This is a genomic window from Alkalimonas cellulosilytica (genome assembly GCF_036325985.1).
Lineage (GTDB): Bacteria > Pseudomonadota > Gammaproteobacteria > Enterobacterales > Alteromonadaceae > Alkalimonas > Alkalimonas cellulosilytica.
The window spans coordinates 42,356-55,194 of sequence record NZ_JAUHLI010000009.1 but is presented as its reverse complement, the minus strand read 5'-3'; the positions used below and the strand labels follow the sequence as shown (position 1 = coordinate 55,194).

16 protein-coding genes are annotated in these 12,839 nt (G+C 50.7%); 3 read left to right on the top strand and 13 right to left on the bottom strand.

Going from position 1 to position 12,839, the window contains the following annotated elements; genetic code table 11:
• Window positions 1–12: 12 nt before the first annotated feature.
• The 6 genes from QWY20_RS10270 to zapE all read right to left on the bottom strand — a co-directional run bounded on the left by QWY20_RS10270 (window position 13) and on the right by zapE (window position 4,929).
• The gene (locus QWY20_RS10270; protein WP_330128925.1) at window positions 13–750 is read right to left on the bottom strand and encodes a cytochrome c1; all 738 of its coding nucleotides are present in this window, start codon (window positions 748–750) and stop codon (window positions 13–15) included.
• Complete coding sequence (locus QWY20_RS10265; RefSeq protein ID WP_330128924.1) at window positions 750–2,018, bottom strand: cytochrome b; 1,269 nt, start codon at window positions 2,016–2,018, stop codon at window positions 750–752. Before QWY20_RS10265 ends, QWY20_RS10270 begins: the two co-directional genes overlap by 1 nt.
• Window positions 2,018–2,608 carry a ubiquinol-cytochrome c reductase iron-sulfur subunit gene (petA, locus tag QWY20_RS10260; protein WP_330128923.1) on the bottom strand — a complete coding sequence of 197 codons (591 nt, stop codon included), beginning with the start codon at window positions 2,606–2,608 and terminating at the stop codon, window positions 2,018–2,020. Before petA ends, QWY20_RS10265 begins: the two co-directional genes overlap by 1 nt.
• A 184-nt stretch (window positions 2,609–2,792) precedes the next feature.
• On the bottom strand, window positions 2,793–3,185 hold the full coding sequence (gene rpsI / locus QWY20_RS10255) for a 30S ribosomal protein S9 (protein WP_091339226.1): 393 nt from the start codon (window positions 3,183–3,185) through the stop codon (window positions 2,793–2,795).
• Window positions 3,186–3,197: 12 nt separating this feature from the next.
• On the bottom strand, window positions 3,198–3,626 hold the full coding sequence (rplM, locus tag QWY20_RS10250; protein WP_228612410.1) for a 50S ribosomal protein L13: 429 nt from the start codon (window positions 3,624–3,626) through the stop codon (window positions 3,198–3,200).
• A gap of 211 nt (window positions 3,627–3,837) precedes the next feature.
• The gene (gene zapE / locus QWY20_RS10245) at window positions 3,838–4,929 is read right to left on the bottom strand and encodes a cell division protein ZapE (protein ID WP_330128922.1); all 1,092 of its coding nucleotides are present in this window, start codon (window positions 4,927–4,929) and stop codon (window positions 3,838–3,840) included.
• 134 nt (window positions 4,930–5,063) lie between these two features.
• Between zapE and QWY20_RS10240 the strand changes: the two genes are divergently transcribed.
• The 3 genes from QWY20_RS10240 to QWY20_RS10230 all read left to right on the top strand — a co-directional run bounded on the left by QWY20_RS10240 (window position 5,064) and on the right by QWY20_RS10230 (window position 8,212).
• On the top strand, window positions 5,064–5,522 hold the full coding sequence (locus QWY20_RS10240) for a YhcB family protein (RefSeq protein ID WP_330128921.1): 459 nt from the start codon (window positions 5,064–5,066) through the stop codon (window positions 5,520–5,522).
• Between the two features lie 137 nt (window positions 5,523–5,659).
• Window positions 5,660–7,021: a Do family serine endopeptidase gene (locus QWY20_RS10235; protein WP_330128920.1), complete on the top strand. Its 1,362-nt coding sequence runs from the start codon at window positions 5,660–5,662 to the stop codon at window positions 7,019–7,021.
• Between the two features lie 111 nt (window positions 7,022–7,132).
• Window positions 7,133–8,212 carry a trypsin-like peptidase domain-containing protein gene (locus tag QWY20_RS10230; RefSeq protein WP_330129051.1) on the top strand — a complete coding sequence of 360 codons (1,080 nt, stop codon included), beginning with the start codon at window positions 7,133–7,135 and terminating at the stop codon, window positions 8,210–8,212.
• A gap of 42 nt (window positions 8,213–8,254) precedes the next feature.
• On the opposite strand, the gene murA is transcribed toward QWY20_RS10230, so the two are convergent.
• From murA to mlaF, 7 genes are read right to left on the bottom strand one after another with little or no spacing between them, the layout of a single operon-like run.
• Window positions 8,255–9,508, bottom strand: a complete 1,254-nt coding sequence (gene murA, locus QWY20_RS10225; protein ID WP_330128919.1) for a UDP-N-acetylglucosamine 1-carboxyvinyltransferase — start codon at window positions 9,506–9,508, stop codon at window positions 8,255–8,257.
• A gap of 6 nt (window positions 9,509–9,514) precedes the next feature.
• On the bottom strand, window positions 9,515–9,772 hold the full coding sequence (locus QWY20_RS10220) for a BolA family protein (protein WP_330128918.1): 258 nt from the start codon (window positions 9,770–9,772) through the stop codon (window positions 9,515–9,517).
• A gap of 6 nt (window positions 9,773–9,778) precedes the next feature.
• Window positions 9,779–10,075: an STAS domain-containing protein gene (locus QWY20_RS10215; protein WP_330128917.1), complete on the bottom strand. Its 297-nt coding sequence runs from the start codon at window positions 10,073–10,075 to the stop codon at window positions 9,779–9,781.
• A 3-nt stretch (window positions 10,076–10,078) separates the two neighbouring features.
• Window positions 10,079–10,729, bottom strand: a complete 651-nt coding sequence (locus QWY20_RS10210; protein WP_330128916.1) for an MlaC/ttg2D family ABC transporter substrate-binding protein — start codon at window positions 10,727–10,729, stop codon at window positions 10,079–10,081.
• A gap of 2 nt (window positions 10,730–10,731) precedes the next feature.
• Window positions 10,732–11,193 carry an outer membrane lipid asymmetry maintenance protein MlaD gene (gene mlaD, locus QWY20_RS10205; protein ID WP_330128915.1) on the bottom strand — a complete coding sequence of 154 codons (462 nt, stop codon included), beginning with the start codon at window positions 11,191–11,193 and terminating at the stop codon, window positions 10,732–10,734.
• A gap of 15 nt (window positions 11,194–11,208) precedes the next feature.
• On the bottom strand, window positions 11,209–11,991 hold the full coding sequence (gene mlaE / locus QWY20_RS10200) for a lipid asymmetry maintenance ABC transporter permease subunit MlaE (protein WP_330128914.1): 783 nt from the start codon (window positions 11,989–11,991) through the stop codon (window positions 11,209–11,211).
• Window positions 11,991–12,779 (bottom strand): phospholipid ABC transporter ATP-binding protein MlaF, encoded by a 789-nt coding sequence (mlaF, locus tag QWY20_RS10195; RefSeq protein ID WP_330129050.1) that lies wholly within the window; start codon window positions 12,777–12,779, stop codon window positions 11,991–11,993. The genes mlaE and mlaF overlap by 1 nt, the downstream gene beginning before the upstream one ends.
• Window positions 12,780–12,839: the final 60 nt, after the last annotated feature.

Genomic DNA, 12,839 nt, shown 5'->3' with positions numbered 1-12,839 from the left:
AGAATCAGATGCTTAATCAACATCTTTCCAGTATTCTTTCTTCAGCAAGTAAGCTAGCACAAAGAAGATAGCGAGGAAGATCAGCACTTTGATCCCAAGCCGCTCCGACTCCAGCCGATAGGGCTCGCCAGTATACACCAGATAGTTGACTAAGTCCGCAACCGCACGGTCGTACTCTTCTTCGCTCATTTCACCAGAGCCATCGGTACGAATACCAACATAGACCTGTGTTTCCTGACCATCGACCAGGCGTGTTTCGTAGGCCTTGTATGGCACGCCCTGCAACTCTTGCAGCACATGCGGCATACCAACCATCGGAAACACATCGTTGTCGACGCCAAAAGGACGGCTTTCGTCTTTGTAGAACGATTTCAGGTAGGTATAGATCCAGTTAGGTCCACGCACCCGTGCCACGTTGGTCAGATCCGGGATGGCATCACCAAACCACTCAGCGGCATCCGCCGGATCCATGGTGTTGGTGATGTGATCACCCACCCGCTCACCGGTAAACATCAAATACTCCATCCCCAGTTCTTCCGGAATGTTCAGATCGCGGAAACTACGGGCATAGCGCTGGTATTGCATCTGATGGCAAGCCAGACAGTAGTTCTGATACAGCATAAAACCACGCTGTAACGACTCGGTGTCACGGATATCCACTGGCGCTTTTTCCAGTGGAATATTCGGGCCGGCAGCCAGGGCAATGGATGATACCAGCAAGGCCGCTGCAGAAATAATATGCTTCAACATCAGGTCAACCTCTCTGGCAATGGCTTGGTGTTTTCATTCTTACTGTAGAACCACAACAGAATAAAGAAACCGAAGTAGGTGAATGAGAACAGCTGCGACAAAAGAGTGTACAACGGCGTCGCAGGCAGCACACCCAGGATACCCAATGCCACAAAACTGATGCAGAAGTTGACCAGATTCAGCTTGTGCAGGCCACAACGGTAGCGTACGGAGCGAACTTTGCCGCGGTCAATCCATGGTAACAACGCCAGCGCCAGAATAGCAGCAAACATGGCAACAGCACCAAACAGCGGGTTAGGAACGGCACGCAAAATGGCGTAGAACGGGGTGAAGTACCAGACCGGCGCAATATGCTCAGGGGTCTTCATTGGGTTCGCCAGTTCAAAGTTTGGCGCTTCCAGGAAGTAACCACCCCCTTCCGGCATAAAGAAGATCACATAGGCAAACAAGAACAGGAAACCCGCCAAACCGACCAGATCTTTTACGGTGTAGTAAGGGTGGAATGGGATCGAATCAATAATGACTTTCTTGCCACCCTTGGTGAAGTTGTCATGGAACTCGAACTTACTAACAGCTTCAGCTGGTACAGTACCATCGTTATCGCGCTTGGTTTCAATACCATCCGGGTTGTTCGAGCCAACTTCATGCAGCGCCATAATGTGCAGGAATACCAGAATCACCAGCACCAATGGCAGTGCAATGACATGCAATGCAAAGAAGCGGTTTAAGGTTGCACCGGAGATAACGTAGTCACCGCGGATCCACAGCGTCAGATCATCTCCAATAAACGGAATTACCCCGAAGATGGAGATAATCACCTGGGCACCCCAGAACGACATCTGGCCCCAAGGCAGCATGTAGCCCATAAAGGCTTCAGCCATCAGCACCAGGTAAATCAGCATGCCGAAAATCCACAGCAGTTCCCGTGGTTTTTGGTAAGAGCCATACATCATGCCACGCAGCATGTGCAGATACACCACCACGAAGAATGCAGAAGCTCCGGTGGAGTGCATGTAACGCAGCAACCAGCCGTATTCAACATCCCGCATGATGTATTCAATCGAGCGGAAAGCACCTTCAGCAGAAGGCTCATAATTCATGGTCAGCCAAATACCAGTCAGGATTTGGTTTACCAGCACCACGATGGCCAAAGAGCCAAAGAAGTACCAGAAGTTAAAGTTTTTGGGTGCCGGATACTGCGTCATGTGGATTTTCATTTTTTCCACAACAGGCAGACGGTACTCAATCCAGTTGATCAGGTTTTTCATCAGGCCGTCTCCTCGTCTTCACCGATCATCATGGTGAACTCACTGGTATACATGTACGGAGGAACTTCCAGATTGGTTGGCGCAGGAACGTTCTGGAACACCCGGCCAGCAATGTCAAAACGCGAACCATGGCAAGGGCAGAAGAAACCAGAGCGAACCCCTTCGGCTTGTGCTGCGAACTCATTCGGCATGTAGGTTGGCGAGCAACCAAAGTGGGTACAGATCCCTACGGCCACAAAGAACTCAGGACGCACCGAGCGGTGACGGTTTTGGGCGTAATGCGGCTGTTGTGGCTCCTTTGACTCTGGATCACGCAGGCGATTTTCATGATCCGGCAGTGAATCAATCATTTCCTGGGTACGTTTTACGATCCAAACCGGTTTTCCACGCCACTCTACCCGTATCAGCTGTCCTTCTTCCATTTTGCTGACATCTACACTTACTGCAGCGCCAGCCTGGCGAGCCCGCTCACTGGGGCTCCAGGACGCAATAAAGGGAACAGCGGCTCCAATGGCTCCTACTCCGCCCACGACCGATGTTGCAATGGTCAGGAAGCGGCGTCGGCCATGATCTACAGGCGCGTTGCTCATCCACTCATCTCCACATTAACGCTTAAGCACAACTTGGTTTAAGCGGCTGTTTACCAGCAAATTATTATAAATGAATAAATATCGACGATCATAATGAAAAGCCACGCTTTACACAAGGATTAACCGCCGCTGAATCGCAATAAAAAACCCGACACAAGGTCGGGTTTGGAGGTGTAAATACAGCTTAACGCTTGGAGTACTGTGGACGCTTACGTGCTTTACGCAGACCCACTTTCTTCCGTTCAACCTGACGAGCGTCACGGGTCACGAAGCCAGCTTTACGCAGCTCCGGACGCAGTGTCTCATCAAATTCCATCAGGGCACGGGTAATGCCGTGACGGATAGCGCCGGCCTGACCGCTGATACCACCACCTTTAACGGTGATGTGCATGTCAAATTTGCCAACCATATCAACCAGCTCCAGTGGCTGCATCACCACCATGCGGGCAGTTTCACGACCAAAGTACTCAGTGATAGAGCGCTTGTTGATCACGATGTTGCCTGAGCCGGCTTTTAAAAATACACGGGCCGTTGAGCTTTTACGACGACCAGTTCCATAGTATTGATTCTGTGCCATGTGATGCTCCGATTAGATGTCTAAAACTTGCGGTTGCTGAGCAGCATGCTGATGCTCGGCGCCGGCATACACTTTTAACTTACGGAACATAGCACGACCCAATGGGCCTTTTGGCAACATGCCCTTGATGGCTTTTTCCAGCACCATCTCAGGTTTTTTCGCCAGCAGCTTTTCAAAGTTAATTTCTTTGATGCCACCTGGGAAACCACTGTGCGAGTAGTACATCTTGTCTTTGGCTTTGTTGCCAGTGACAACCACTTTGTCCGCATTAACCACGATGATGTAATCACCGGTATCTACGTGTGGTGTAAACTCAGGCTTGTGTTTACCGCGCAAGCGCGCAGCGATTTCAGTTGAGATACGTCCCAGCGTCTTACCAGCCGCATCAACAACGTACCAGTCGCGTTGAACGCTTTCTGGTTTAGCAGTAAAAGTTTTCATTTAAAATAGTCCAAAACTTACATAGTTACACCTGATATTCGCAGGGCTATTGCGAAATATCGTGACCGTACCCCTTCGAGTACAATTACTGCCTGGCTAAAGGGCAGTAGAGGCTGTAACGTAGGCCGGGCGCGGATTATAATGTATCTGCAAGAAAAGATCAGCCCTTCTGGTTAAAAAATATCAATTTTTTTCTGGCTAGCCGTTTGGCTTAAGGTAAATGAGCCCGGGCAAGGTACTCATGCGACTGCATTTCCTGCAGACGGCTGATACAGCGCTTAAACTCAAAGCTCAGTAAACCGCCCTGATACAAGGCTTCCAGCTCCGTTTCTGCCGACAGGATCAAGGTGACATTACGCTCATAAAATTCATCTACCAGTGCAATAAAACGCCGTGCCACATCGTCGTTGTGCTGGCCCATCACCTTTACTCCGGATACCAATACGGTGTGGTAACAACGGCTCAGCTCCATGTAGTCGTATTGACTGCGGGCACTTTCACACAGGGCGTTAAAGCCAAACCAAACCACACCATCAGCTTCATGCCGGGCCTGGATTTTCCGGTTCGCCACTTCAATGGCGACATCCCGCTGCCTTGGTTCATCGGATAAGGCATGGAAGTACTGAGCCAGGTTAAGCTCAGCCTGTTGATCGAGCGGCGCATGGTAAATTTCGGCTTGCTCCAACGTACGCAGCCGATAGTCGATGCCACTGTCGACATTGACCACCACGGTATGCTGTTTAATTAATTCGATGGCCGGCAAAAAACGCGCCCGCTGTAAACCGTTGCGATACAAACCATCCGGTTCTATGTTCGAGGTAGCCACCAGGGTAATGCCCCGGCTGAATAAAGCTTGCATCAAGGTTCCCAGTAACATGGCATCGGTGATATCGGAGACAAAAAACTCATCAAAACAAATAATATCTGCCTGCTTTTTGAAGCGATCAGCCACGATTTCAAGTGGATTGGCCTGGTTGTGCAGGCTTTTTAGCTCTTCATGCACCCGATGCATAAAGCGATGAAAGTGGACCCGCATTTTTCGTTCAAGCGGCAGGCATTCAAAAAAAGTATCCACCAGATAGGTTTTACCACGGCCAACCCCGCCCCAGAAATACAAACCAATCACCGGCGGAGCTGGTTTTTTTCCAAGCAAACGCTGCCATAAACCGGCTGGACGGCGCTGCTGTTGCAGCAGATCATCATACAACCGCTGTAAATGACGGACGGCTTCGGCCTGAGCGGCATCTGATTGAAAGTCTGGCCGCTGTAAATCCTGCTGATACTTTTCCTGTGGTGAAGGCATAATGGCTCTACTTGAAATAAGGCTGTTCAGCCACAATTAAACCAAAGCTGATATCTTAACATGCCTTACCACTCTGATTGAAAATATCGGTTACACTTAAGAAGCAACCATTTGATGTTATTGCAGGAGCAAATATGACACTACCTATGACTTTAGTATGGCTGGCAGTTGGCTTTGTGTGTGGAGGTTTGGTGGCATGGTTTCTTGCCCTGCGGCAACACAACCAGAGTCAATTGCAACAAGAACTGACCGATACCCGTGAACAATTGAAAAAATACCGGGCGGATGTTTCAAGCCACCTGGAAACCACCAATCAATTGATTACTCAGTTGCATCAGAACTATGGCAAAATTGCCAGTCACCTGCAGCAAAGTAAAATGGAGCTGGTGGAAAAGCCGTTGCTGGAGAAGAAAGCGGAGCCTATATCCTATCTGTCGTCTGATACCGCCAACCAAATCCGCGAGTCGTTTCATCAACTTGATGAGCGAAAACCAACATTTTCTGAGTCTTTTGAACAACCCAAAGATTATGCCGGTGGAGCAAGTGGCCTGTTAAAAGAAAGCACCAAAAAGCCAGCTCCGGCTCAAAGCTAGCTTCTTGACATCCGGAAGCAACCGCTTCCGGATGGTTGCTCATCTGATCACGATGAACTTTTTTTAACGCTGAGCGTCTTTAGCAACATTCTGAACCATAAATTTATGCTCAGCGTGTTAGATGGAGATCTGCGTGTATGAAAAAAAACATCCTTACCGTTAGTGGCCTGCTTGCCAGCCTGTTTTTAACTGTTGGGCTGGCACAGGCAAACCTTCCTTTAGCTCAACTTAGTCAGGGTGAAACACCTACCCTGGCACCCATGCTGGAGCAAGCTACACCAGCCGTGGTAAATATCTCGGTGCAAGGTAGCCGTGAAGTGCGTCAACGCATGCCGGATGCTTTTCGTCATTTTTTTGGGCCAAGAGCTCCCGGTGAGTTTCGTGAAGAACGGCCTTTTCGTGGTTTAGGCTCCGGTGTCATTATTGATGCTGACCAGGGCTACATTGTCACCAACGCCCATGTCATTCGCGATGCTTCCGATATCATCATTAACCTGCAGGACGGACGGACTTTTGCTGCGAGAAAAATTGGCGAAGATCCGGAGAGCGATATTGCCTTGTTGCAAATCGAAGCCGACAATCTGGTCGCATTACCCATTGCCGACTCGGATCGCCTGAGAGTCGGTGATTTTGCCATTGCCATCGGCAATCCATTTGGGCTTGGTCAAACGGTTACTTCCGGTATTGTCAGTGCCCTCGGCCGTGGTAATCTGGGCATGGAAGGTTACGAAGACTTTATTCAAACCGATGCTGCGATCAACAGCGGCAACTCTGGCGGTGCTCTGGTAAACCTGCGTGGCGAACTGATTGGTATTAACACCGCTATTTTAGGGCCTCATGGCGGCAACGTTGGCATTGGTTTTGCCATCCCATCTAATATGATGAAAAACCTGGTCGATCAAATGATCGAGTTTGGTGAAATCCGCCGGGGCAGTCTCGGCATCCGTGGCATCGATGTCACCTCTGAACTGACTGAAGCCATGAACTTATCCGTCACCCAGGGCGCTTTCGTCAATGAAGTCTTACCTGAGTCTGCTGCAGCAGAAGCAGGATTGCGCTCCGGTGATGTGATTGTAGGTATGAATGGCAACCGGATTATTAATTTCCGTGAGCTCAGAGCGAAAATCGCCACCTTAGGTGCCGGCCGTGAAGTTCGTTTATCCGTTTTGCGCGATGGCCGAACCATGGATATCGCAGTCACCCTGCGCCGGGCAGAGCAAGCTCAGGTGGCTGCCAATGTCATTCATCCTATGCTTGAAGGAGCCACCCTGCTCAACGATCAAACCCAGGATGGTAAAGCAGGAGTCCTGATCAGTGAACTGGAACGAAGCGCTCCAGCTGCACGGCTTGGTCTGGAAAAGGGCGACGTCATTATTGGTGTCAACCGCCAACGCATCCATAACCTGGCTGAACTGCGAAAAGTTTTGCAAGAGCAGCGTGGAGTCGTGGCACTGAACATTCAACGTGGCAATCAAACCCTTTATGTGCTGATCCGTTAACAAAGCAAACACTTTATCGGTGGTCTACCAAGCAGTAGCGTTACTCCGCTACTGCTTTTCTTTAAACAATGGTATCCTTAGCAGATTCTATCGCTGGTTAAACCGATGTCAGTGCTCAAGACTCTATTATTTTTACTGCGAAGTATTGCTTACGGCCTGGCGCTGGCGCTTATTCTATTGCTGCTGTTCCCGGAGCAGCTACGCTTTTTCTGGCCTAGCCATACAACAACCGATGCGGTGCAAAAGGCGGCACCGGTCTCTTATGCTCGTGCCGTTCGACTGGCCGCCCCATCGGTCGTCAATGTCTATACCCGAACGACCATTAGCCATCCCCGATCATTGCGTGCCCGCACCATTGAGCGGCAGGAGCTTGGCTCTGGCGTGATCATGAGCTCTCAAGGCTACATCTTAACCAACCATCATGTAGTGTATGGCGCGGATCACATTGAAGTAGCCTTACAAGACGGCCGCTGGCTGGAAGCCTTACTGATTGGCCATGATGAAATTACTGATTTAGCACTGTTGTATGTCGAAGCCGATAACCTGCCAGCCATTCCACAAGATCCCGAATTACAACCTCAGGTCGGTGATGTGGTGCTGGCTATTGGCAACCCACTGAATCTTGGGCAGACCATTACCCAAGGCATTATCAGTGCCAATGGCAACGATGGCTTGAGCTCACGTGGTTACATTGATTTTATGCGGATGGATGCGGCCATTAATGCCGGCAACTCAGGTGGTGCTCTGGTGAATAGCAACGGCACCCTGGTCGGTATCAATGCGGGTACTTTCCAGCGCCAAAGCCAGGATGTACAAGGGATTTTCTTTGCCGTACCATATCAATTGGCTTACCGGGTCATGGAAAAGCTGATCCAGCATGGCCGGGTGATCCGCGGTCACCTGGGTGTCAATGGTGAACCGGTAATCAATGCGGCTGGCGATCGACTCATCTCGACCGGCCAAACGCTGTATGGGGTGCAACTCACGTCGATTAGCCCACACAGCCCTGCGGCTGAAGCCGGGCTTCAGGTCAACGACATTTTATTGGAAATTGATGGCAAGCCACTGCGCAGTACCCAGCATGCGCTGAATGTGATTGCAGAAACACCACCCGATACCGTGGTGCAATTAACCATCAAGCGTAATAATGAGCGATTGGTGGTGCCTACCCTGATCCGCGAGTTTCGTTAAGTCCCTTTAAACAGCACCCCATCTGCTTGCAGTAGGCTGGGTTTAACCAGCCCGCTCAATATGGGCACCTAAGCCAGCCAGTTTGTGCTCTATCTGCTCATAACCACGATCAATGTGGTAAATCCGATCCACCACGGTAGTGCCTTTCGCGACCAAACCGGCAATCACCAAACTGGCAGATGCTCGGAGATCGGTCGCCATCACCTGTGCCGCAGTCAACTGCTCTGTATGCTGACAGACCGCTGTATTGCCTTCCAGTTGGATGCGCGCACCCATCCGTTGCAACTCAGGCACATGCATAAAGCGGTTTTCAAAAATGGTTTCAGTGACCGTCCCTACACCCTGGGCTACTACATTGAGCACGGTGAACTGGGCCTGCATATCCGTTGGAAAACCAGGGTGGGGTACTGTCTTCACCTGAACGGCTTTTAAGGTACGGCCAGCCATATTGAGTCGGATCCAATCATCACCTGTGCTGATCTCAGCACCAGCTTCCCGCAACTTATCCAGCACCACTTCCAGCTCACCGGGCTGAGTATTGCGGCAGGTAACATCACCGCCGGTAACCGCAGCTGCAACCAGAAAGGTTCCGGTTTCAATCCGATCCGGCAGTACCCGGTACTGACCACCGCCAAGCCGCTCGATACCATCAATACGGATGGTATCAGTACCCGCACCTTCAATGCGCGCACCCAGTGCAATTAAGAAGTTGGCTAAATCGGTGACTTCTGGCTCCCGTGCTGCGTTCTCAATAATGGTGGTACCACTGGCAAGCACAGCTGCAGCCATCAGGTTCTCAGTGCCGGTGACACTGACCATATCCATCACAATGTGGGCACCTTTCAACCGGCTGGAGCGAGCTTTGATGTAGCCATTCTCCACCGTGATCTCGGCTCCCATTTTACGCAGACCGTCGATGTGCAAGTTCACCGGGCGCGCACCAATGGCACAGCCACCTGGTAAAGAGACTTCAGCTTCACCAAAGCGGCTGAGCAAAGGCCCCAGTGCCAGAATGGAAGCCCGCATAGTTTTTACCAGGTCGTAAGAAGCCTTGAAGCTGTTAATGGCACCGGCATGGATTCGTACCTGATGACCATCACGTTCGACCGTGGCGCCGAACTGGCGGAGTAACTTGAAGGTAGTATCAATGTCTTTCAGGACTGGCACATTATCAATAATGACCTGTTCATGGGACAAGATACTGGCAAAGAGTATAGGCAGCGCTGCATTCTTGGCACCGGAAATGGTTACCTCGCCACGCAGTTCAGCACCACCGGTCACAAAAAATTGCTGCATAAGTGATTACATCGATGAGTTAAGTAATTTTTCTCTACGCCATTGTGTTGGAGTAAAGGTACGAATGGACACCGCATGAATACTACCATCCTGGATGGCTGCCATCAGCGGGCCATAAATCATTTGCTGTTGGCGCACTCTGCTGATATCGGCAAAACAGTCACCAACCGCCAGCACTGAGTAGTGTGAACCATCAGCGCTGACTTTGACTTCAGTCAGCTGCAATTGTTCCTGCAGAATTTGTTCTATTTGTTGAATATCCATGAAATCCTAGCTTTGATCACTGATAGGCAAGAGCTCCAGCACATCGCTGACTTTCGCCAGGGAACGCATTTGCTCCGGGACATGCTGCAATTGAACCACCAAGCCAGCCTGCCTGGCAAGCGCTAATTGCTTTAACAGCCAGGCAAGCCCTGCCGTATCGATTGTCTGCAACTGGCTTAAATCGAATACCACCTCACCGGACAAACGGTTCAGCTGGCGAAAGGGCCAAAATGCCAGCAGCGTATTTCGGTCCAACACGCCGCTAAATAGCAAACGTTGTTGCTGCTGCTCAATATTCAGCACGCTTTACTCCTCAGGTTCAGCCAGTTCAATGGGCTGCTTTGCGCGCTCTTGCAGCAGCTCGGTGACCCGGGCCAGACCTTGCTGGCGAATCATGCCGCCGAGCTCTGCCCGTTTGCTGTCCAGCAATGAAATGCCTTCAGCCACCATATCGAACACTTGCCAGTACTCGCTATCCCGGTGACGAATCAATTTAAATTCGATGGTGATATCCGGTTTGCCAGGATCAATCACCCGGGTCCGTACCGTCGCCACCCGACGATTGCCAACATCCTGCCCAGGCTCGACGATGACCCGCTGATCCCGGTACAAGGTAAAGGTGCCGGCATAGGTTGAAATCATGTATTCCTGAAAAGCGGCCACAAAGGCATCACGCTCTTCTTCCGTGGTACTTCGAATATGATTACCAATCACCCGAAACGCGGCATAACGGACATCGATGTATGGCAAGAGCTCTTCATGCACCATGGTGCGTAAGAGTTCCGGGTTTGCTTTAATATTCTCTTTTTCTTGTGCCAGCCGGCTAAAGGCGTGATCTGCCACCACAGAAATCATTTGATAGGGATCGGTGAAACGCTCGACCTCTGCCTGCACAGCGGCACTCATCACCAAGCTTGCGGCCAAAACCAGTTGGCCCATTTTTTTCACTATATTCATGATTAATTCCGGTTAAAAAGAAACTGACCAATTAACTCTTCCAGCACCATGGCTGAACGCGTATCTTCAATCACATCCCCATCCTGCAAGATGTGCACGGTTTCATCGATAAACCCTGGTTGGATGCCTAAATATTGCTCGCCCAACAGCCCTGAGGTCAGGATCACCACAGAACTTGTTTCCGGAAAATTATCGTACTGCCTGGAAATTTCCAGCCGTACCCGAGGGGTATAATAAGTTTTGTCGAGCTCAATAGAAGCGACCCTACCTACGACAACTCCACCCACCTTGATCGGTGAGCGGGCTTTTAAACCGCCAATGTTTTCAAAGTCGGCGTACAAGGTATAGGTATCGCCTGAGCCGGCAAAACCTGTGTTGGCCACTTTCAGCGCCAGGATCAGGAAGGCGCCTATAGCGATAGCAACAAAACAGCCAACAGCAATTTCAATTTTCCGTGTGTTCATCTTATCCACCAAACCTTATCCACCAAACATTAACGCGGTTAATACAAAATCGAATGCCAGCACAGCCAGCGATGCTGTGACCACGGTTTCCGTCGTCGCTTTGGCAATGCCTTCGGAAGTTGGCACAGCATCAAAGCCTTTGTGCAAGGCGATAGCCATCACCACAAAAGCAAACACAATGCTTTTGATGATGCCATTAAAAACATCCTGATGCAGATCCACATTGGCCTGCATCGCAGACCAATAGCTGCCTGCATCTACACCCAGCCAATCGACACCAACCAGATGCCCACCCAAAATACCAACAGCGGTAAACACAATCGCTAATAAAGGCATACTGATCACCCCGGCCCAGAAACGGGGCGCGATAATACGTCGCAATGGATCCACCGCCATCATTTCCATGCTGGAAATTTGCTCAGTGGCTTTCATCAGGCCGATTTCAGCCGTCAAAGCACTGCCAGCGCGGCCCGCAAATAGCAAGGCCGTCACCACGGGCCCAAGCTCACGCAACAAGCTAAGCGCCACCAGGGGGCCCAACATGCCCTCAGCGCCAAACTTCACCAGCACGGTGTAGCCTTGCAAACCAAGCACCATACCAATAAAGAGACCTGACACCAGAATAATAAGCAGCGACAAAACCCCAACCACATACAGCTGCTTAATCAGTAGCGGAAAGCCCTTGCGCACATCCGGCTTGCCAAAAATAGCACCGAATAACATCAGGGCAGCTCGGCCCAGACCCGCTACAGTTTGGATAGTGTCGGCGCCGAGACGTTGTAATCGACTCACGAACATTACAACAGCTCCATTAATTCATCGGCATAAGGCGCCGCTTTGTAGTGAAATGGCACAGCGCCATCGGCTTCGCCTTTTAAAAATTGCTGCACTAAAGGAGAAGCGTGCTGTCTTAATTGCTCCGGCGTCCCTTCACCAATGACATGTTTCTCCGCCACCACATAGACATAATCAGCGATGCTCATCACTTCAGGCACATCGTGCGATACCACAATCGAAGTCAGGCCCAGCGCATTATTCAGCTCGCGAATCAGTTTCACGACGATGCCCATCGAAATCGGATCCTGACCAGCAAAGGGCTCATCGTACATAATCAACTGCGGATCGAGCGCAATGGCTCTGGCCAAAGCCGCACGACGCGCCATGCCGCCGGATAACTCGGAGGGCATCAGATCCCTGGCACCACGCAAACCGACAGCTTCCAGCTTCATCAACACCATGGTTCGGATCAGGGTTTCCGGTAACTTGGTATGCTCACGAATGGGGAAAGCGACATTGTCGAACACCGTCATCTCACTGAACAGAGCCCCACTTTGAAACAGCATGCTCATGGACTTACGTGTTTGGTACAACTCGGCCCGGCTCATGTTAGGAATGGATTTGCCCTGGTACAGAATATCGCCCTGTTCGGGTTTTAACTGGCCACCAATCAATTTCAATAAGGTGGTTTTGCCGATACCGCTCGGCCCCATGATCGCCGTCACCTGACCACGCTTGACCTGCATGCTCATGTTGTCGTATATCAACCGTTCTCCACGGCTGAATGTCAAATTCTGTATATCCACCATCAAGTCGGACAAAATTCTCTCCACCCATTGCTCACATGCCTGCACTGATGCAGCCGCGCA